This is a genomic window from Amycolatopsis sp. PS_44_ISF1 (genome assembly GCF_032335455.1).
Classification (GTDB): domain Bacteria; phylum Actinomycetota; class Actinomycetes; order Mycobacteriales; family Pseudonocardiaceae; genus Amycolatopsis.
Genome location: NZ_JANUXO010000001.1, coordinates 982,532 through 1,001,671, shown reverse-complemented (window position 1 = coordinate 1,001,671; position 19,140 = coordinate 982,532). Strand labels below are relative to the sequence as shown.

The 19,140-nt window shown below is 72.9% G+C and carries 19 protein-coding genes; 13 read left to right on the top strand and 6 right to left on the bottom strand.

Annotation, left to right across the window (positions count from 1 at the left end; genetic code table 11):
* Positions 1–13 precede the first annotated feature (13 nt).
* Genes NYF13_RS04405 through NYF13_RS04390 form a run of 4 tightly spaced genes read right to left on the bottom strand, consistent with a single transcriptional unit; the run spans position 14 to position 3,378 of the window.
* Entirely contained in the window at positions 14–883 is an 870-nt protein-coding gene (locus NYF13_RS04405; RefSeq protein WP_315654322.1) for an SDR family oxidoreductase, read from the bottom strand.
* Between the two features lie 13 nt (positions 884–896).
* Positions 897–1,742 (bottom strand): MaoC/PaaZ C-terminal domain-containing protein, encoded by an 846-nt coding sequence (locus tag NYF13_RS04400; protein WP_315654320.1) that lies wholly within the window; start codon positions 1,740–1,742, stop codon positions 897–899.
* The gene (locus tag NYF13_RS04395) at positions 1,735–2,169 is read right to left on the bottom strand and encodes an SRPBCC family protein (protein WP_315654319.1); all 435 of its coding nucleotides are present in this window, start codon (positions 2,167–2,169) and stop codon (positions 1,735–1,737) included. Before NYF13_RS04395 ends, NYF13_RS04400 begins: the two co-directional genes overlap by 8 nt.
* 18 nt (positions 2,170–2,187) lie before the next feature.
* Entirely contained in the window at positions 2,188–3,378 is a 1,191-nt protein-coding gene (locus NYF13_RS04390; RefSeq protein WP_315654318.1) for a lipid-transfer protein, read from the bottom strand.
* A gap of 150 nt (positions 3,379–3,528) precedes the next feature.
* Here NYF13_RS04390 and NYF13_RS04385 point away from each other — a divergent pair, with 150 nt between their 5' ends.
* From NYF13_RS04385 to NYF13_RS04375, 3 genes are all read left to right on the top strand, one after another.
* Positions 3,529–3,966, top strand: coding sequence for a VOC family protein (locus NYF13_RS04385; protein WP_315654317.1), 438 nt, complete (start codon positions 3,529–3,531; stop codon positions 3,964–3,966).
* A 70-nt stretch (positions 3,967–4,036) separates the two neighbouring features.
* Positions 4,037–5,251, top strand: coding sequence for an MFS transporter (locus NYF13_RS04380; protein ID WP_315654315.1), 1,215 nt, complete (start codon positions 4,037–4,039; stop codon positions 5,249–5,251).
* A 188-nt stretch (positions 5,252–5,439) separates the two neighbouring features.
* The gene (locus tag NYF13_RS04375; RefSeq protein ID WP_315654314.1) at positions 5,440–6,717 is read left to right on the top strand and encodes a GGDEF domain-containing protein; all 1,278 of its coding nucleotides are present in this window, start codon (positions 5,440–5,442) and stop codon (positions 6,715–6,717) included.
* 2 nt (positions 6,718–6,719) lie between these two features.
* On the opposite strand, the gene NYF13_RS04370 is transcribed toward NYF13_RS04375, so the two are convergent.
* Both NYF13_RS04370 and NYF13_RS04365 read right to left on the bottom strand, forming a co-directional pair.
* Positions 6,720–7,340 (bottom strand): TetR/AcrR family transcriptional regulator, encoded by a 621-nt coding sequence (locus tag NYF13_RS04370; RefSeq protein ID WP_315654313.1) that lies wholly within the window; start codon positions 7,338–7,340, stop codon positions 6,720–6,722.
* Between the two features lie 27 nt (positions 7,341–7,367).
* Positions 7,368–8,144, bottom strand: a complete 777-nt coding sequence (locus NYF13_RS04365) for an N-acyl homoserine lactonase family protein (RefSeq protein WP_315654312.1) — start codon at positions 8,142–8,144, stop codon at positions 7,368–7,370.
* 375 nt (positions 8,145–8,519) lie between these two features.
* On the opposite strand from NYF13_RS04365, the gene NYF13_RS04360 reads away from it, so the two are divergent.
* The 10 genes from NYF13_RS04360 (at position 8,520) to NYF13_RS04315 (ending at position 19,138) form a co-directional block, all read left to right on the top strand.
* Positions 8,520–9,365: a hypothetical protein gene (locus tag NYF13_RS04360; RefSeq protein WP_315654311.1), complete on the top strand. Its 846-nt coding sequence runs from the start codon at positions 8,520–8,522 to the stop codon at positions 9,363–9,365.
* Positions 9,366–9,532: 167 nt separating this feature from the next.
* A complete protein-coding gene (locus NYF13_RS04355; RefSeq protein WP_315654310.1) occupies positions 9,533–10,453 on the top strand; it encodes a hypothetical protein in 921 nt (306 codons plus the stop codon).
* Between the two features lie 293 nt (positions 10,454–10,746).
* Complete coding sequence (locus NYF13_RS04350) at positions 10,747–11,097, top strand: hypothetical protein (protein ID WP_315654309.1); 351 nt, start codon at positions 10,747–10,749, stop codon at positions 11,095–11,097.
* Positions 11,098–11,426: 329 nt separating this feature from the next.
* A complete protein-coding gene (locus NYF13_RS04345; RefSeq protein ID WP_315654308.1) occupies positions 11,427–12,266 on the top strand; it encodes a hypothetical protein in 840 nt (279 codons plus the stop codon).
* Positions 12,263–13,249, top strand: coding sequence for a polysaccharide deacetylase family protein (locus NYF13_RS04340; RefSeq protein WP_315654307.1), 987 nt, complete (start codon positions 12,263–12,265; stop codon positions 13,247–13,249). The genes NYF13_RS04345 and NYF13_RS04340 overlap by 4 nt, the downstream gene beginning before the upstream one ends.
* Positions 13,246–14,481 (top strand): O-antigen ligase family protein, encoded by a 1,236-nt coding sequence (locus NYF13_RS04335; RefSeq protein ID WP_315654305.1) that lies wholly within the window; start codon positions 13,246–13,248, stop codon positions 14,479–14,481. Before NYF13_RS04340 ends, NYF13_RS04335 begins: the two co-directional genes overlap by 4 nt.
* A complete protein-coding gene (locus NYF13_RS04330) occupies positions 14,456–15,523 on the top strand; it encodes a glycosyltransferase (protein WP_315654304.1) in 1,068 nt (355 codons plus the stop codon). Before NYF13_RS04335 ends, NYF13_RS04330 begins: the two co-directional genes overlap by 26 nt.
* Positions 15,520–16,398 carry a hypothetical protein gene (locus NYF13_RS04325; RefSeq protein ID WP_315654303.1) on the top strand — a complete coding sequence of 293 codons (879 nt, stop codon included), beginning with the start codon at positions 15,520–15,522 and terminating at the stop codon, positions 16,396–16,398. The genes NYF13_RS04330 and NYF13_RS04325 overlap by 4 nt, the downstream gene beginning before the upstream one ends.
* Entirely contained in the window at positions 16,395–17,705 is a 1,311-nt protein-coding gene (locus NYF13_RS04320; RefSeq protein WP_315654302.1) for a glycosyltransferase 87 family protein, read from the top strand. The genes NYF13_RS04325 and NYF13_RS04320 overlap by 4 nt, the downstream gene beginning before the upstream one ends.
* Positions 17,702–19,138, top strand: coding sequence for an oligosaccharide flippase family protein (locus tag NYF13_RS04315; protein ID WP_315654301.1), 1,437 nt, complete (start codon positions 17,702–17,704; stop codon positions 19,136–19,138). Before NYF13_RS04320 ends, NYF13_RS04315 begins: the two co-directional genes overlap by 4 nt.
* Positions 19,139–19,140 lie beyond the last annotated feature (2 nt).

The following is a 19,140-nucleotide window of genomic DNA, read 5'->3' as shown; positions in this document are numbered from 1 at the left end:
CTGGACCACTCGATCACGGCAGCCGCCCGGCGATGTCCGCGATGGTCCACGGCCCCTCGGTCTCGATGACCTTCACGTCGTGCCAGCCGCCGAGTTCGGAGATGGCGCCGCCCTGCACCGCGAACACCTTGCCGGTCAGCGCGCACTTCTCGGTCGCCAGGTAGGCCACCAGCGGGGAGATGTTGGCCGGGGAGAACGCGTCGAACTCGCCCTCTTCGACCTCCTGGGCGAAGAGGGTGCCCAGGCCCGGGGTGCCCAGGGTCAGCCGGGTGCGGGCGATCGGCGCGATCGCGTTCACCCGCACGCCGTAGCGTTCGAGCTCCTGCGCGGCGACGAGGGTCAGCGCGGCGATGCCGGCCTTCGCGGCGCCGTAGCCGGCCTGGCCGGCGTTGGGCACGGTGACCCCGGAGGCCGAAGCGGTGTTGATCACCGCGCCCGCGACCGGCTCGCCGGCCTTGCTGCGGGCCTTCCAGTGCACCGCGGCGTGGTGCAGCACCGCGGCGTGTCCCTTGAGGTGCACGTTCAGCACCGAGTCCCACTGCGACTCCTGCAGGCTCGCGATGAACGCGTCCCGCAGGATGCCCGCGTTGTTCACCACCACGTCGAGCCGCCCGAAGGTCTCGACCGCCTGCGCGATCAGCCCGGCCGCGCCCGCCCAGCCGGCGACGTCGCCGGTGTTCGCCACGGCCCGGCCGCCGGCCGCCACGATCTCGTCGGCCACCTCCTGCGCCGGCCCGGCGTCCGCGCCGCTGCCGTCGCCACCGCCGCCGAGGTCGTTGACCACCACGCTCGCGCCCTCTTTCGCGAACAGCAGTGCGTGCTCCCGGCCGATCCCGCGCCCGGCCCCGGTGACGACGGCTATCCGCCCGTCGAGTGCTCCCATGGTCTTCGGCTCCTCAGCTCGCGAACTCGGCGAGGCCGTCCTTGAGGACGACGGTGTCGCCGACGGTGGTTTCGAACGCGTAGCCGGTGTCACCGGCGCGCCGGATCTCGGTGGTGAGGTCCTGGCCGGGCAGCACCGGTTTGGCGAACCGCACGGCGAGGCGCTTCAGCCGGTCCACCTCGGACCCGCCGACCTGGTTCAGCAGGGCCCACGAGGTGATGGCCATGACGCACAGCCCGTGCGCGATGATCCCGGGCAGCCCGGAGTCCTTCGCGACTTCCGGGTCGAGGTGGATCGGCATCGGGTCGCCCGCGGCCGGGCTGTAGCGGTAGGTCTGGTCCTCGTCGACGTGCTGGCTGGTCTTCGCCACCGGTGGCCGCGCGCGCGACGATTCGTCGAACCGGTGCTCGGGGGCCAGTTCGCCGCGGGTCTCGCCGGTGTCGAAGCCGCGGACGAAGAACGTCACGTACTGCTCGTTGACCAACTCGCCGTCCTCGGTGCGGCTCTCCAGGTAGACCGCGGCCCGCGTACCGCTGGGCCGGCCCCGGTAACCGGTCATCCGGCCGCGCGAGACCAGCTCGTCCCCGGGCCGGATCGGGCGGTGGAACCGGAAGTCCTGCATCCCGTGCAGGATCCGGCCGAACAGCGCGACCGGTACGACCTCCGGGGCCGGTTCCAGCAGCGAGGCGAACACCGGCACGATCGCGAACACCGGGTTCGCCACGTCCCCGGACCGGTGCGCCGGGATCGGGTCGTTGGTCGCGGCCGCGTACTGGGCGAGCCGCTCGCGGGTGACTTCGAACCGGCTCCACTCGGTCCACTGGTCCAGGCCGGACGGGTCGAACCTCGCCTCAGCCACCGATCAGGTCCTTGAACTTGGCCAGCGACTCGTCGAGGTTCTTCTTGCCGTCCTTCTCGACCGCCTTGCCCAGCGCGCCGACGATCATCTGGCCGGTGAACTCCGCGTCGATGGTGGCCTGGGAACCCTCACCGGCCGCTTCCACCGAGAGCGCGAAACGGACCTTCACCCCGGCCATGCCGGTGCCCGAGATGGCCAGCTTCGCCGGCGCCTCGAACTCGTCCACGGTCCAGGTGATCGTGTTCGGCAGGCCCAGCATGGTGACCACCTCGGACACCTGGGCCCCCCGGGCGAACTCGGCCGGCACCGCACCCTTCCACCGGGTGTGGATGGTGAGCCACTTCTCGAAGTTGCCGGGGTTGGAGAACTCCGACCACACCCGGTCCGGTGCGGCGGCGAGCTCGACGGAAGCGTTGATCTGACCCATGACGGCTCCTCGGCTGGTTCAGCGCTCGGCGCGCTGGTAGGCGGTGACCACGGCGGCGCCGCCGAGGCCGATGTTGTGTTGCAGGGCCGCGGTGACGTCGCCGACCTGGCGTTCGCCGGCGCTCCCGCGCAGCTGCCAGCTCAGCTCGGCGCACTGGGCGAGCCCGGTCGCGCCGAGCGGGTGGCCCTTGGAGATCAGTCCGCCGGACGGGTTCACCACCCACCGGCCGCCGTAGGTCGTTTCGTTGTCGTCGACGAGCTTCCCGCCCTCGCCCTCGGCGCAGAGGCCGAGTGCTTCGTAGGTGAGCAGTTCGTTGGCGGAGAAGCAGTCGTGCAGCTCGATCACCTGGAAGTCCTCGGGCCCGAGGCCGGACTGCCCGTACACCTCGAGCGCCGCTTGCCGGCTCATGTCGTAGCCGACGATGTTCTTGGCGCTGCCGTCGAAAGTGGACCGGAAGTCGGTGGTCATCGCCTGCCCGACGATCTCCACCGCCTGCCCGGCGAGCCCGTGCTCGTCGACGAAGTCCTCGTCGGCCAGGACGGCCGCGCCCGAACCGTCGGAGGTCGGCGAGCACTGGAGCTTGGTCAGCGGTTCGTAGATCATCCGTGAGCCCAGGACCTCCTCGAGCGAGTAGACGTCCTGGAACTGCGCGTACGGGTTGTTCGCCGAATGCCGGTGGTTCTTCTCGCCGATCTTCGCGAACTGCTCGGCCGTGGTGCCGTGCGCCTTCATGTGCTCGCGACCGGCGGCGCCGAACATCCACGGCGCGGGCGGGAACAGCACCTCGGAGATCTCGGCGAGCGCCTGCAGGTGGTGGGCCATCGGCTGCTCGCGGTCGTCGAAGGTCGAGCCGAGCGAGCCGGGTTTCATCTTCTCGAAGCCCAGCGCCAGCGCGCAGCGGGCCTGGCCGCTCCGGACCGCCTGCGCCGCGAGGTAGAGCGCGGTGGAGCCGGTGGAGCAGTTGTTGTTGACGTTGACCACCGGGATGCCGGTCAGGCCCAGCTCGTAGACCGCGCGCTGGCCGGAGGTCGACTCGCCGTAGACGTAGCCGACGTAGGCCTGTTCGACCTCGTCGTAGGCGATTCCGGCGTCCGCCAGCGCCGAGGTGCCGGACTCCTTGGCCATCTCCGGGTAGTCCCAGCCTTCGCGGCGGCCGGGCTTCTCGAACTTGGTCATCCCGACACCGACGACGTACGCCTTCTTCGCCACCGCAGCTCCTCGCCGTTGAAGTCCTCCAAATTAAGATACAGACCTGAATGTATTTATCAAGCGGGCCGACGGAGGTCGAGATCCGAGCCGGTGCTCCGTCCCAGGTTCACCAGCGGCCATCAGCGGCCGCCCGGCTCGGGAGGACAGAACATGACAGTGCTGCGGATGGACCACGCCGGCCTGGTGGTCGAAGACCTGGCGGCCGCGGTCGCGTTCTTCGCCGAACTGGGCCTGGAGCCGGAGGGCGAAGCCGCGGTCGGGGGCGACTGGGCGGACCGGCTGCTCGGCCTGGAGGGCGTGGAAGCGGACATCGCCATGATGCGGACCCCGGACGGTCGCAGCCGGGTCGAGTTGTCGGCCTTCCGTTCGCCGGCGCCGCTCGCCGCCCGGCCCGGGGCCCCGGTGAACGTGCCGGGGATCCCGCGCCTGACGTTCGTCGTCGACGCGCTGGACGACGTCCTCACCCGCCTGCGCCCGCACGGCGCCGAACTGGTGGGCGAGGTTGCGCAGTACCAGGACCAGTGCCGGTACGCCTACGTGCGCGGCCCGGCGGGCGTCGTCCTCGGCCTGGTCGAAGAACTCGGCTGATCCGGGAAATCGCCGGAGGTGACGCCTTCGGCGGCTGTGCCCGGTGGTACCGGCCGGTCAAGCTGGGGTGGTGGCGACCTACCGGCTGGTGTTCGGCCGAGCGGAGTTCCGGGCGCTGTTCGCGGGCGTGGTGGTCTCGGTGGCGGGGGACCAGGTCGCGCGCGTGGCCCTGTCGCTGCTGGTCTTCGACCGGACGAGCTCGCCCGGGTGGACCGCCGGGGTCTACGCGCTGACCTACCTGCCCTCGATCCTGGCCGGGCCGCTGCTGTCCGGGCTGGCCGACCGGTGGCCGCGGCGGCGGGTGATGGTGGCCGCCGACCTGCTGCGGGCGGTGCTGGTCGCGGTGATGGCGGTCCCCGGGCTGCCCCTGGGGTGGGTGGCCGCGTTGCTGGTGTCCGTCCAGGCGGCCGGGGCGCCCGGCAACGCCGCCCGGGCCGCGACCGCCGCGGCGGTCCTGCCCGGGGACGAGTTCGTGCTGGGCAAGGGGGTGCTGGACGTGGTGGTCCAGCTCGCCCAGGTGATCGGGTTCGCCACCGGCGGCACCCTGGTGGCGACGCTGGGCACCGGCCCGGCCCTGATCGCCGACGCGGCCTCGTTCGTCGTGTCGGCCGCGGTGGTGCGGGCCGGGATCCGGGCGAGGCCGGAGCCGGCCGCGTCGGATCTCTCGGCCGGGACGCGGCTGGGGCGGTGGTGGGGCGACCTGCGGGCCGGCACCGTGCTGGTGGCGCGGACCCCGGAGCTGCGGTCGCTGGTCGGGCTGGCGTGCGTGGCCGGGTGCTACGTCACGGTGGAGGGCCTCGCCGCGCCGTACGCGGCGTCGATCGGCGGATCCCCGCAGGCGGTGGGGGTGCTGCTCGCGGCGAGCCCGGCCGGGACGGTGCTGGGGATGGTGCTTCTCGCCCGGTTGCCGCCGCCGGTCCGGATGCGGCTGCTCGGCCCGCTGGCGATCGCCGCGAGCGTCCCGCTGGTGCTGTGCGCGGCGCGCCCGGGTCCGGTCGTGACGACGGTCCTGTGGGGACTGTCCGGGATGGCCAGCGCCTACCACCTGCCGGCCTCGGCGGCGTTCACGCTGGCGGTGCCCGACCACCGGCGGGCCCAGGCCTACGGGCTGGCCGCCACCGCGCTCACGACCAGCCAGGGCGGCGGCATCGCGCTGGCCGGCCTCGCGGCGACGGCGGTGAGCGCGAGCACGGTCCTCGCCGCGGCCGGCGGGCTCGGCGTGCTGACGGCCTGGGCGGCGGGCGCGGCCTGGAACCGCGCCCGGCGCACTCCGGATCCGCTCTAGCTTCTAGCGGCCCCACTCGTTACCGGTGCGGCCCCACTCGTTGCCGGTCCGGGCCTGGGTCCAAACGTTACCGAGTCGGTTGCTCATGGTGTGCCTTCCTCGCAGGTCGGTGACCCGGCCGGACGATCGACAGCCGGTTGTCGCGCGGTTACGGTGATTACTCGTTGTCGACAAGGACGGTTACCAGCGTGACGGGTGCGGATCTCGAACGCATGTCGAGGCGGGGGCTGTGGGCCCTGCCCCGTCCCGCGCTGCGCCTGGTGTTCGCCGTCAACGCCTTCGCCGTCGCGATCGCGGTGCTCGCGTCGGTCCCGATGGCGGTCACGGGCCGTGAGTGGGCGTGGTTCGCCGTCCTCACCGCCGCCGCGGTGGCGCACCTCGAAGCCGCGCGGACGATCGAACGCCGCCGCGAGCAGGCGTCGAAGAAGGCGCCGTACACCAACCTCAAGTCGTTGTGGGTGTTCGGCGGGCTGCTGGTGCTGCCGTTGCCGCTGGTCATCGCGCTGACCGTGGTCTCGTACGCGTACTGCTGGTTCCGGGTCTACGGGCCCGCGGTGCTGTTCCGGAAGATCTACTCCTGCTCGACCTTCGTGATCGCCTCGGCTGCGGCGACCGCGGTGCTGAACGGCTTGCCGGCCGGCTTCGGCGCCCGGCTGCCGCACGACGCCCGGTCGCTGCTGATCGTGGTGGCCGCGGCGGCGACCTGGTGGCTGGTCAACTACGCGCTGGTCGTCGGGGCGATCGTGCTGGCCTCGGACGAGGAGCTGACGGCCCGCCAGGCCCTGGGGCACCCCGGGGACCAGCTGGTCGTCGCCTCGGCGCTGGGCCTCGGCGTCACCGTGGCGGTGCTGCTGGTGCACGTGCCCTGGGCGTTGCCGGCGCCGTTGATCGCCGTGCTCTGCGTGCACCGGGACCTGCTGCTGCCCCAGTACCTGCGCGCGGCCCGCACCGACCAGAAGACCGGCCTGGTCACCTCGGTGTACTGGGCCGACGTCGTCACCGCCGAGCTCGACCGCGCGAACCTGGCCGGGACCGGCGCGGGGGTGCTGTTCCTGGACCTCGACCGGTTCAAGCAGATCAACGACACGTTCGGCCACCCCGCCGGCGACCAGGCGATCCGGGCCGTCGCCGACCTGGTCCGGTCGGAGGTCCGCGCGCGGGACCTGGTCGCCCGCTACGGCGGGGACGAGCTGGCGATCCTGCTGCCCGACCTCGGACCCGAGGAGCTGCTGAGCGTGGCCGAGCGGATCCGTTCGCGCCTCGCGCACACCCCGCTCGTGCTGAGCGCCACCACCGACGGACGGCCGCACACCCTGCCGGGGCTGGGCTGCTCGATCGGCGTCGCGGCCTACCCCGGGGACGGCGCGTCCGCCGACCAGCTCCTGACCGCCGCCGACAGCGCTCTGATGCAGGCCAAGCGACACGGCCGGGACCAGGTGCGGACCACCGGCCGCGGTGGCGGCTGAAGTCAGCGGCCGAGGCCCGCCACCCGCAGCCACACCTCGGCGCAGGTCTCGGCGGCCTCGCGCAGCGCTTCCGGTGATGCGGCCGAGGCGTGGTAGAAGGACCGCTCGACCATCCAGCACAACACGCGGGCCAGGGCTTCGGCCCCGCTCGGCCCCGGTTCGGCGGGGGCGCCGGCGCGCACCAGGATCGCGGTGATCGCCGCGATGAAGATCTCCGCGGTCTCCGTCCACAGGGCGCCCAGCTCGGGGATGGCCGAAGACTGGTCGATGGCGACCCGCAGGACCAGGCCGTGCTCCAGCCAGCGGTCACGGGTGCGGGCCAGCACCGTCGCGATCGCTTCCCCCGGTGCCGCCGGGTCTTCCGCCGCCGCGCGGGACTTCTCCCGCAGCGATTCGACCGTGGTGGCGAACAGGGCCACCAGCGCGTCCTGCTTCGAGCCGAAGTAGAAGTACAGCGAGGCCCGGGAAATCCCCGCGCCGGCGGCGATGTCCCCGATGGTGAGGGCGTCGAAACCCTGGACGGCCAACAGTTCCGCCAGGGTTTCGAGGATCCGCCGCTCCCGCCGGTCGCCCTTCGTCGGAGCCGCGGACCGCCTGCGGACCGCGTTCGCCGCTTCCGGCACGAGCACCCCTTTCCCCACCACGACCGCTCAGCGGTAGCTGCCGGGCGCGCCGAACGCACGCCAGTCGTCCGGGTCGTGCGGGATCCAGACCTCGGCTCCTTCGGCCGCGGCGACCTCCTTCAACCGGCGGATGGACGCCCGGGCGCGCGGGTGGTCGGGGTCCATGGGCATGGCCAGCTCGTCGCGCCAGGCCTGGCGCAGGTGCGCGGTGTCCGCGGTGAGCAGGATCGCCCGGTTCGGCAGCCGCACCAGGAGCGCGGCGTTGCCGGGGGTGTGCCCGGGCGCGGACAGGATGCGCACGGCACCGTCGCCGAAGACGTCGAGGTCGTCGCCGAACTCGGTCCAGTCCGCGGTTTCCAGCCCGGCGAAGTCGTCGATGCGGTAGGCCCGCACCGGATCGTTCGCATGCGCCTCGACGTGCTGGATTTCGCCTTCGCCGCGGTAGAGCTTGGCGTGCGCGAAGAGGCTCAGCCCGCCGGTGTGGTCGAAGTGCCCGTGCGACAGCACGACGTGGGTGACGTCGCGGCAGCGGAAACCCAGCGCCGACAGGCCCGCTTCCACCGTCCGCTCGGGCGGGTAGTCGATGAGCAGCAGCTCGCCGAGGTCGGCGTAGTGGCCGCCCGGATCACCGGCGGCTGCGGGGGCCAGCCCGGTGTCGAGCAGCAGCAGGCCCTCGGCGTGCTGGACCAGGAAGGTCGGCACCGGTATCCGGACGACGCCGGAGCCGCCGGCCACCAGATCGGCCCGGGCCATGGTCAGGGTCGCCCCCGGTATCGCCCACATCCGCTCGGCTGTACCCGCCATGTCCGGTTTCGCTCCGATCCGTTGTCCTTCGGCGAAGTCCTGGTTGAAGCTACACGATGTCCACTAAAATCGACACCACGTTGACCGGCTTGGCCGACGCCGGGAGGCCGACAGCAGGCCTGCTGGCATTTCTACGGTCGCCGACCGTCGCGGTTCATCCTTTCGTGTCGACCGCTCCTCGCAGTTCCGGGTTATTGGTAAGCACATTGGGTGAATCGAACCCTTCGGAGTTTTGAATCCGAAGGGGTAATGGCCGAAAAATGGGCCTGCCGGGTGCGTTCTCGGGAACCGGGTGTGGTTATTATCCGGTGTCCGGTGGAAACGGGTGTCGACCAGATCGAGGCGGTGGAGAGAGTGCAGAAGCAGGAGCGCGGCGTGAGTCGCTTCTTGTTGCGCGTGCTCGCCGTCGTCGGCGGGGCCTTCGCGGCCACCGTGGCGGTCTGGATCGTGGCCGGCGGGACAGCCGGCGCGGACACCCTGCTTCCGCCCGACCTGGTCAAGCCGTCGGTCCTCGACACCGCCTCGGTCGTCGACACGGCCACCGACGCTGTGCTGCCGGTGGTCGCTCCGGTGCTGCCGGTGGCCGGGCTCGACCGGATCGAGGGCACGGTCCACGAGGTGACCCAGGTCCGTGACCTGCCCCGGCTCCAGGAAGTGACCCAGCCGGTGCACGGCCTGCTCAAGGCCGTGGGGCAGAGTTCCCGGGCCTCCCGTGGCCTTCTCGGCCAGGTTCTCACCTCGCGGGGCGGGCTGAAGGAAAGCGGCGAAGAACTGCTCGGCAGCGTGGTCGGCTCGAAGCGGCGGGCGCCGGTCCCGGCACCGGCCGTGGTGCCGGTCGCCCCTCCTTCCGCCGGCGAACAATCCGCCGTAAGCGCGGAGCCCGCCGTCGAACCCGGCCGTCCTGGTGTGGAGAACCGCACCGCCGCACCCAAGCACCCCGCTTTCGTGGACGGCCCGGCCGTCCACGGTGAGGTGTGGTCGGCCACGGACGTCGGACACGCCACCGGCAAGCGGCCCGGGCCGCTCCCGGCGCCCCTGCCCCCGTCGCCGAACGTCGGCTCGACCACCGCGCTGATCACCGGGCACGGTGGCAACGACGGCTGTGGCGTCATCCTGTCGAACACCGCGGCGCGCCGGCCGGTCATCGGGGAAACCCGTCGGACCGCGGCGCGTCGAGCCGCGGTGGACACCGCCTGCCAGCCCGGCATCACGCCCGACTGAGCCAGTTCCCCATCACCGCATCCTGATGCGGTGATCCCGCACGGCCTCTCGCGCCCTGCGGGTTTCGCGTCCTCCGGTCTCTTCTTTCGCGCTGTGCGCGGTTGATGCCGTGACGTGCTGAAGCACATTTTCCCTGCTGTTCACCCTTATTTCTAGGAGTATTTCTCATGCGTAATGGGACGAAGTTCGTCGTGCGTGCGGCCCTGGTCGCCGGTGGCCTGATGATGCTGGGCACCGGAATCGCGTCGGCGGCCGAAAGCGTCAGCCCGGATTCGCCCGCTTCGCCGCTGGACGTGCACGCCGGCACCCCCGACGTCGGGAAGCTGATGGGGCAGCTGCCGAAGGCCACGGCGGAATTCGACGACCCGCAGTTCGACCTTCCGCTCGGCCCGCAGCTGGATGCCACCGACCTGCCGGCGCTGCCGCTGCTGGGCGACGTGCAGCACAGCCTGCCGCTGCTGGGGAACGGGCAGCACGCCCTGCCCCTGCTGGGCGACGTGCAGCACACCATGCCGCTGCTGAGGAGCACCCCGATCACCCCGGTCAACGGTGACCTCCCGGCCGTGCCGCTGCCGCTGCACGGGAACCTGAGCACCCGGCCCGATGGCGGTGGCCTGGCGAACCTGCACAACAGCCCCGCCGCGTCGACGCAGCCGGCGATGCCCGAGATCCCGCGGCCGGCCCCGGCCACGCCCGCCGTGCCGCAGATGCCCGCCATGTCGACCATGCCCGCGATGACGATGCCCGCGATGACGACGATGCCCGCCAAGCCGGTCGTGCCGGCCATGCCGCAGATGCCCGTCATGCCGCAGACGCCGGACACCGCCATGGCGCCCGAGCGGGCGGACATCCCGGTCCAGAGCCTGCCGCTGCCCGGGGCCCCGGTGCTGCAGCAGCTGCCGATCGGCCACTCGACGCTGCCCATCCCGACGCTGAGCCAGCCGACGACCGCCGACCTGCCGCTGGTGCCGCAGCTGCAGCGCCTGCCGCTCGACGGGGGCACCTCTCCCTTCACCGGGAGCGAGGTGTCGCCGCAGTCGGCGGCGCAGAAGCTCGTCGCGCGGTTGACCGGACTGCTCCGCAAGTGACCTTTCACTAACGCCGGGAGCGGGGCCGGAAAGCGATTTATCCGGCCCCCTTCCCGCTGTTTCAATTATTGTCTTTCGTTGAACATTGCCCTGGTGCACAGGGCTTTTTGTCATGTCTTCATGCGTTTTTCCGGGCCGGATCCGGGCTCTCAAAATTTCCTTGACACGATAGTGTTATGGAATGGAATTCGAGGCCGATCCGCGGTAATGTTCTCATTGCGCGCAGCGTTCCGGAACGCTCATCAGAACACCTCATAATTTTCTCACAACAACGCTTCCCAGGAGTATTTCCCATGCTGAAGAAGATCGGTTTCCTGACCACCGCCCTCGCGGCCGGCGCCCTGCTGTTCGGCGGGATCGCCTCGGCCGGAACCCCGGGCGACTACTACCAGGGTGGGGACCAGCACGGCCAGGTCGGCCTGGCCAACCTGAGCAACACCGACGTGCTGCACAACGTCAACGCGGTCGTCGGCCTCTGCGGCAACGACGTCAACGTGCTCGGCGTGCAGGTCCCGGTCCGCAGCTCGCTCGACGGAATCGGCGTGCCGGTCCTGTCGCCGGGCAAGCACACCGCTGAGGGCGACGCCCCGTACAACTGCGCCTCCGGCAGCGTGGTCGACGGCGGCAGCGCGCAGCACGGCTGATCTCGCTCGGTCGGTTCCGTGGTGGGCGGAACGACCGGTGTGGTGAGTTGACTTTCGTACCTACGGCAGCTCTGGACCGGGACTTGATTCGGCCCTGGTCCCGGTCCGGGCCTGCCGTTACGGCCAACGAAAGACTTCTTACAGCTAGCGAAATATCGAACCGGTGACACGCTTAAGGGTTAACAACCCCGTGTGACCGGTTCTTTTCGTGACGCACAGCCAGTCTCGTTCCTGCGAACGTGGCCAATCTCGGCTGCTCCTAGGATCTGCTTCCCGGCCTCACGCTCACCGGCCCGGAATTTCGGTACGCGGAGAAGGAGTCATGTCCAGTGGGTTCTGAGTTGCTGGTGGCCTCGGCCGTGCTGTACGCGGTGGGGATCGTCGCGCAGAGCGTCGCGGCCCGGCGGGCCACCGGGTCCTCCGGGGCCGGGGTCGGCCTGCTCGTGCGGCTGGCGACCGACCGGCTCTACCTGGTGGGGTTCGCCGGTCAGGCCGGCGGGTTCGTGTTCGCCTTCTTCGCCCGTGCTTCGCTCCCGCTCTACCTGGTGCAGGCGGCGTCGTCCTCGGCGATCGGGCTGGCCATCGTGTTCGGCGTCCTGGTCCTCGGGTGGCGGATCCGGCCCGCGGAGGTGCTGACGCTGGTGCTGCTGGCCGCGGGACTGGTCCTGCTGGCCGGGGTTTCGGCTCCCTCCGTGGCCGGTGACCTCGGGACGGGCGGGATCGTCGTGCTCACCGCCGTGCTCGCGGCCACCGGGCTGGCGATGATCCCGGCGGGCCGCACCGGCACCTTCACGGCGCCGGCGGTGCTCTCCGGGGTGTCGTTCGCCGTGGTCGCGGTGGCCAGCCGCGCGCTGGCGGACCGCGACCTGCTGTCGCTGCCGCTGAACCCCCTGACCTGGCTGGTCCTCGTCGGCGCCTTCCTCGGCCAGGCGTCGATGGCCGTCGCGCTGCAGCGCGGCCAGGCCGCGGCGGTCGTGGCCACTGCGGACGCGACCACGATCGTGCTGTCCGCGGTCGCGGGCATCGCCGTGCTGGGCGACCGCGTGGTCGACGGCGGCGGGCCCTGGGTCACGCTGGGCCTCGTCACGGTGGTGGGCGGGGTGCTGCTGCTGGGCTCCCGGAGCCGGGCCGGCGCCCGGACCGGTGAAGTCGCGGGGGAGGCGGCATGACCGGCCGGCCCCCGGCGATCGTCTCGGTGGACCTCGACAACCTCTGGGCGTACCTCAAGACGCACGGGGACCCGGGCTGGCGGGACCACCCCAGCTTCCTGCCCGCGGCCGTGCCCCGGCTGCTGGACGTGCTCGGCGGGCAGCACCTGCGGGCCACGGTGTTCGTGGTCGGCGCCGACGCCGTCCGCGAGGACGGGGCCAAGGCGGTCAACGAGATCGCCGCGGCCGGGCACGAGGTCGCCAACCACTCCTTCGGCCACGAGCCCTGGCTGCACCGCTACTCCCGGGACCGGCTCGACGAGGAGCTGAGCCGGACCGAGGACGCGATCGTCGCGGCCGGCGCACCGGTGCCGTCCGGCTTCCGCGGGCCTGGGTACAGCGTCACGCGCGAACTCGTCGAGCTGCTGGTGGAACGCGGCTACCGCTACGACGCCAGCACCTGGCCGACCTGGATCGGCCCGCTGGCCCGTGCCTACCACAACCGCGGGACGTCTGCGGCGGCCGCCGAAGCCACCGATACCGCCGAAGAGGGCCGCGACGAGCTGTTCGGCGGGTTCTCCCGGGTCTTCGCGCCGGTGCACCCCTACCGCTGGCGCACCGACACGGGCGCGAGGCTGGTCGAGCTCCCGGTGACGACCATGCCCCTGCTGCGCACCCCGATCCACGGCTCCTACCTGGTGCAGCTCAACGCGGTCTCACCCCGGCTGGCCCGCGGGTACTTCCGCACGGCGCTGCGACTCTGCCTCGGTCTCGGCGTCACCCCGTCCTTGCTGCTGCACCCGACCGACGTCCTCGAAGGCACCGAGGCTCCGGGGATGGAGTTCTTCCCCGGCATGGGCGCCCGGAGCGGGAAGGCCGCGCTGGTGAGCTGGGCGCTGCGGACGTTGTGCGAGCAGTTCGACGTGGTCGGCACCGGCGAGTACGTCCGCCGGAGCCCGGTGCGGCGGGAGCGGCCGGTGGCCCGGCTGGACGCGAGAAGGTGAACGCGTTCACGGTCGTCCGGCCCGTTGACCGCGTCTCGCCCGGTTCGGCGCTTCGAGTCCTCGCCTACGCCACGGTGGCGCTGGCTCCGGTCGAGGGCTATCTGACAGCCGTGCACGCGCAACTGGGCAAGCTCGCCCCCGCGTTGCTGATCGCGGTGTGGCTGGTCGTGCGGATCCGGCAGCGGCAGCTTCCCCGGCCGACCCCGCTGCACCTGGTGCTCGCCCTGCTCGCCACGGTGGTGGCGGCCACCGCGGCGGTCCACTCGGCCGAGCCGTTCACCGCCGAGTACACCGTGCGCTGGCTGCCGTTCCTGCTGGTCACCGTGGTGCTCGCGGACGTCGCCGGGCGGGAGGTCCCGATCCGCGGGCTGCTGCTGGCCATGGCCGCGGGGGCGACCGTGGCCGGGGCCGGGGCGCTGTACAGCCTGGTCATCGGCGGTGACGCGCGAGCCAGCGGACCGCAGGCGGATCCGAACGACCTGGCCTACTTCCTGGTGGCCGCGGTTCCGCCGCTGTTCGTGTCCCACCGTGACGCGCGGTGGCGCTTCCTGGTGATCACCACCGCCGGCACCGTGCTGGTGGGCGGCGCGCTGGCGACCTTCTCCCGCGGCGGCGCGCTGGGGCTGGCCGCCGCGCTGGCCTGGCTGCTGGCGCGGCGCGTGCTGCCGTGGCGGGTGCTCGTCGCGGCCGCCGCTTCGGTCGCCGTGCTGGGGCTGGGCGCGCTGCTGCTGACCGGGCCGCAGCTCGCGCGGGCGGTGCAGGAGAAGACGTTCATCGCCGGGACCAATGTGGACACCCGCGAGCTGCGCTGGCAGGCCGCGGCCCGGATGGTGGCCGCGCACCCGGTGCTCGGGGTCGGACCCGGCTCCTTCCGGACGCACTACGCCGCCGAATCGCACAACGCCGAGATCGACGAGCAGACCCCGGTGGCGCACAACATGTACCTCGAAGTGGCCGCCGAGCTGGGGCTGCCCGGATTCGCGTTGTTCGCCGGGGTGATCGGGGTCGCCGCGCTGACGAGCGAGCGGACGGTCCGGCGGGCCGGGCCGTCGAGCCCGGCCCGGGTGGAGGCGATCGTGATCCAGGCCTCCCTGCTGGCCGTGCTGGTGACCTCGGCCTTCCTGTCCGAGCAGTACTACCTGCCGTTGTGGTCGCTCGCCGCGCTCGGCGTCGCGGCCGAAACCCGAATCCGAAAGGCTGGTGCCGATGCGTGTGCTGCACGTGATCAGTGAGATGGGGTCCGGTGGGGCCGAGACGCTCGTCGCGGGCATGGCGGCCCGGGGCCAGGAGTACGGCTGGGTCTCGGCGGTGGCCAGCGGCGGCGGGTTCCGGGCCGACGGACTGGCCGCGGCCGACGTGGCGACGTTTCCCGTTCCGCTCGCGCGCCGCAGCAAGCTGGGGGTGCTGCGGTCGGCCGCCGCGGTGCGCCGGGCCTCGGCCCGGTTCCGCCCGGACGTCGTGCTGGCCCACAACGTCGGGGCGAGCCTGGTCTCCCGTCTGGCCCTGCTGCCCCGGCGGCGGCCCCTGCTGACCGTCTTCCACGGGGTCGCCGACGAAGACTTCCCCGCGGCCGCCCGGATCCTGCGGCACACCGCCGACCGGGTCGTCGCCGTCTCACCGGCCACGGCCGCCCGGCTCGCCGAAGCGGGCCTGAAGGCGCCGGCGGAAATCCACAACGCGGTCTTCGCCCAGCCCCCGGTTTTCGGGCGCGCGGAGATCCGTGCGTCGCTCGGGGTCTCCGGGGAGACGCCGGTCGCGGTCTGCCTGGCCCGGCTGGAACCGCAGAAACGGCACGACGTGCTGCTGGACGCCTGGGCCCGCCTCGATGGTGACGCGGTCCTGTGGCTGGCTGGCGACGGGAGCCTGCGCGGCGAACTCGAGCGCCGCGCCGAGGCGTTCGACGGCCGGGTCCGCTTCCTCGGCACCCGCGAGGACGGTCCCGATCTCCTCGCGGCCGCCGACCTGACGGTGCTGACCAGCGACTGGGAGGGACTGCCGCTGGCCGTCCTGGAATCGATGGCGGCCGCGCGGCCGGTCGTCGCGACCGACGTCGGCGGCGTCCGCGGCGTGCTCTCCGGCGGAGGCGGGCTGGTGGTGCCGCCCGGCGACCCGGTGGCCACGGCGGAGGCGCTCGGCGCGCTGCTGTTCGACCCCGGCGCCCGGGAGCTGGCTGCGGCCGAGGCGCTGCGCACCGTCCAGCGCGACTACGACCCGCACACCCTGATGAAGGCCTACGACGAGCTGCTGCGCACCACCCTCGGAGGGCCGCGATGACCAGGATTTCCCGCCCCACCACGATCGCCGTCGCGGTCGCCCTGGTCGTGGGGCTGGCCGTGCTGCTGGTCAGCCTGCTGCGCGGCTCGACCTACCAGGGCCGGGTGAGCCTGCTGGCCGAACCGGTGAACCAGCCGACCTCGCAGACGGCCCCGCAGTACGGCGAAGTCGTCTCCCTGACGCTGCCCGCGGTGGTGGAGCTGGCCCGCAGCCCTTCGGTGTTGCGGTCGGTCGCGCCGGGCTCCGGTTACACCCCGGACGAGCTCGGCGCCGAGGTTTCGGTCGAGCTGGTGCCGGCGTCCGGGCTGGCGCGCCTGTCGGTCCGGACCGGCACGGCGGAGCAGGCGGCCACCACCGCTTCGGCGCTGGGCCAGGCGATGGTCGACGCCGACCTGCTCGCGCCCGTGGGCCGGCTGCGGTTGCTGGATCCGCGGCCCGAGGTGATCACGGTGGACCCGGACGTGCCGCTGGCGGCCGGGCTGGCGCTGGTCGCGGCCATCGCGGCCGGGCTCGCGGTCCTGGTCTCCCGCCGGCTGGTGCCGGAGCGGCTGCGCGCCGGCACCGGTTTCGTCCGCCGTTCGCTCGGAGCCGCGGGCGTGCGCCGGCCGGTGGCCGTGCTGCGCGGCGCCGATCCGGCCACGGCCGACCAGCTGGCGGTGCTGGGCCGGGTGGCCGGGCGCCCGCTGCGGGTGGTGCCGGTCGCGCCCGAACTCGCCGAGGCGGCCGCCAAACTCGAAGCCGGGCTGCCCGAGGAGCAGACCGGCGAAGGGGCTTCGGTGGCGCTGGTTGCGGATCGTCAGCGGTGCGACCAGCTCACGGCCAGCGCCGGACTGCTGCCGGCCGACGCCATCCTGGTGGCGGTGGTGCTGGCGTGAGCGCGAGACCCACCTTCCCGCCCGCCGGGACGAGGGCCCGGCGCGTCCGCGAACTGGCGGCCACGCTGAGCCCGGCGCACCGGGTCGTCCTGATCGCCGCGACGGTGCTCGGCGGGGTCAGCACCTGGCACGCGCTCGCACCGTCCTGGCAGGTTCCGCTGCCCACGGCGACGAACCTGGCCGAGGAGCGGCTCCAGGACTTCCGTGACGCGCTCTACTTCCCCGTCCGGGAATTCCTCTCCGGCGGCAACCCCTACGACCCCGCCGCCATGTTCGCGCACTGGCCGGTGCGCCAGGACTTCAACCTCTACCAGCCGTACCACCTGGTGCTGGGCACGCCGTTCGCGGTGTTCGGCTACCGGACGGGCGCGGTCGCCTTCACCGTGTCCGGCCTGCTGCTGCTGGTCGCGCTCGCGGCGCTGGCCGCCCACGCCGTCCGGCGGTTCACCCGGGTTCCGTTCGTGGTCACCGTGGCGGTGGTCGCCGCGCTGCTGGTGACCAGCCAGGTCGGCAAGGCCCAGCTCTACGTCGGCCAGGTGAACCCGCTGATCGCGCTCGGCGCGGCCGGGGTGCTCCTGCTGCGCGAGGACCGGCCGGGCTGGGCCTCGGCCGCCCTCGCGCTGGCCTGGCTGAAACCGCAGTACGGCTTCCCGCTGGCCGTCCTGGTCTACGCGCGGGGTTCCCGGCGGGTGGCGCTGACCGGCACCGCGGTGGCCGCGGCCGCGAGCCTGCCGGCCGTGGTCCTGCTGACGGTCCGCAGCGGGGGGATCGGCGCGTTCCTCGACGTGGTTTCGAGGAACCTGACCCACGCCCGGGCCACCGACTACGGCGCGGTGGATTCCCTCACCGCGCAACGGATCGACGTGGCCGCCGTGGTGTTCCGGGTCAGCGGCTGGATCCCGCCGGGCGCGGAACTGGTCGTGCTGGCCGCGGTGCTGGTGCTCAGCGCGCTGCTCGTGCGCCGGCTCGACCTCGCGGGCGCCGGGCCGCTGGCCGATCTGCTCACCGGCCTCGCGGTGGTGGTCTGCGTGGTGCACCAGCCCGGTGACGTGCTGATCGCCGTGCCCGCGATGACGGTGGTGCTGGTGGCGATGCGGCGGGAACGGGGGCCGGCCTGGTTCGGGGTCCTCGCCCTGCTGGTGCCGTTCGCGCACCTGCACTTCGTGGACTCGGCCGTCACGGCCGCGCTCGGGGCCCGGGCCGCGGTCACCCTCGACGGGGTCGCCGTGGTCCTGGCCTGGGGCCTGGTGACGTTCGCCGCCGTCCGCGCGACGGGCGCCCGGGCCACGGCCGGGGTCACCGGATGAGCAGCGGGCTCGGCACCCGGGCGGTCCGGGGCTCGCTGTGGCTCGGGGCGGCGAACCTGGTCAGCAAGAGCAGCCAGATGCTGGTCACGCTGGTGCTGGCCGCCCTGCTGGCCCAGGACCAGCTCGGCACCGTCGCGCTGGCGGTGTCGCTGGTCAACCTCGGCCAGGTGGTGCAGTCGATCGGCGTGTACGACGTGATCGGCCGCACCTCGCGGGACCCGAGGCGGATGGCCGGGACCGTGCTGACGATGAGCGCGGGGGCCGGTGTGCTCCTGGCCGGGCTGCTCGCGGCCGCGGCCGGCCCGATCACCGCACTGCTCGGCACCCCGGACGCCGCCGGGCTGGTCCGGCTGGCCGCGCTCGGCCTGCCGTTCACCGCCGTCGGCGGGGTCCAGATGGGACTGATGCACCGCGAGCTGGACTTCCGCCGCCGGCTGCTGCCCGACGGGGGCAGCGCGGTGCTGGGCGCGGTCGTCACGGTGGTGCTCGCCCTCTTCGGCGCCGGTCCCGGCGCGCTGGTGATCGGCCTGGTGTGCACCGCGGTGACCCAGCCGCTGCTCGGCGCGCTGGCCGGCGGCGCCGTCCGTCCGTGCTGGGACCCCGGGGCGGCCGCGGAGGCCCTGGCCTGGACGGCCGTGGTGGGGCCGGCCGCGGTGGTGGGGACCCTGCTGGTGAACCTGGACTACCTGGCGGTCGGGCACGTGCTCGGCCCGGCCGCGGTCGGGGTCTACTCACTGGCCTACCGGCTGGCCTGGGTGCCGTACATCATGGTCGCGGTGGTGCTGGGGGCGGTGGCCTTCCCGTTGCTGGCCCGGTCGTGGCGCGAGGACCGCCCGCTGGCCGAGACCGTCACGCGGTTCACCCGCGCCGTGCTCGTGGCCACCGGTGGCCTGTACCTCGGGCTCGCCGTGCTCGCCGATCGGATCGTGCTGCTGGGCGCGCGCTGGAGCGGCGCGACCGGACCGCTCGTGCTGCTGTCCGGTTACGGGATGGGCCTCTGCCTCCTGCAGATCTGGTACCAGGGGGTGAAGGCCACCGGGCAGGCCCGGCGGTACCTGGCCCTGGAGAGCACCCATTTGCTGGTGCTGGGCCTCGGGCTGCTGCTGGTGGTCCACCGGGGGATCGGCGCTGTCGCGGCGGTCCAGTTCGGCGCGGTCTGGCTGGTCGTGCCGCTCGCCTGGTTCGCGCTGCGCCGGCACGGGGTCGCGCCGCCGCCGGCCGAGCTGGCGGGGATGACGCTGCGGGTGCTGGCCGCGGGCGTCGCCGCCGCGGTGCCCGTCTCGGTGCTGGACCACGCCGGTGTGTTCGGCGCCGCCGACTCGCCGGCCGGCGCCGTCGCCGAGGGCTTGCTGCTGGTCCTCGGTTACGCCGGGGCGACGCTGGCCCTGCAACGCGGTGAGCTGGCCGCCCTGCGCCGGGGCGGGCTCCGGTGAGG

What these genes read in the sequence shown, in the direction of transcription:
- NYF13_RS04405 (WP_315654322.1), bottom strand. Translation starts at nt 883, where the DNA reads ATGGGAGCACTCGACGGGCGGATAGCCGTCGTCACCGGGGCCGGGCGC.
- NYF13_RS04395 (WP_315654319.1), bottom strand. Translation starts at nt 2,169, where the DNA reads ATGGGTCAGATCAACGCTTCCGTCGAGCTCGCCGCCGCACCGGACCGG.
- NYF13_RS04385 (WP_315654317.1), top strand. Translation starts at nt 3,529, where the DNA reads ATGACAGTGCTGCGGATGGACCACGCCGGCCTGGTGGTCGAAGACCTG.
- NYF13_RS04365 (WP_315654312.1), bottom strand. Translation starts at nt 8,144, where the DNA reads ATGGCGGGTACAGCCGAGCGGATGTGGGCGATACCGGGGGCGACCCTG.
- NYF13_RS04355 (WP_315654310.1), top strand. Translation starts at nt 9,533, where the DNA reads ATGCGTAATGGGACGAAGTTCGTCGTGCGTGCGGCCCTGGTCGCCGGT.
- NYF13_RS04350 (WP_315654309.1), top strand. Translation starts at nt 10,747, where the DNA reads ATGCTGAAGAAGATCGGTTTCCTGACCACCGCCCTCGCGGCCGGCGCC.
- NYF13_RS04340 (WP_315654307.1), top strand. Translation starts at nt 12,263, where the DNA reads ATGACCGGCCGGCCCCCGGCGATCGTCTCGGTGGACCTCGACAACCTC.
- NYF13_RS04330 (WP_315654304.1), top strand. Translation starts at nt 14,456, where the DNA reads ATGCGTGTGCTGCACGTGATCAGTGAGATGGGGTCCGGTGGGGCCGAG.
- NYF13_RS04325 (WP_315654303.1), top strand. Translation starts at nt 15,520, where the DNA reads ATGACCAGGATTTCCCGCCCCACCACGATCGCCGTCGCGGTCGCCCTG.
- NYF13_RS04315 (WP_315654301.1), top strand. Translation starts at nt 17,702, where the DNA reads ATGAGCAGCGGGCTCGGCACCCGGGCGGTCCGGGGCTCGCTGTGGCTC.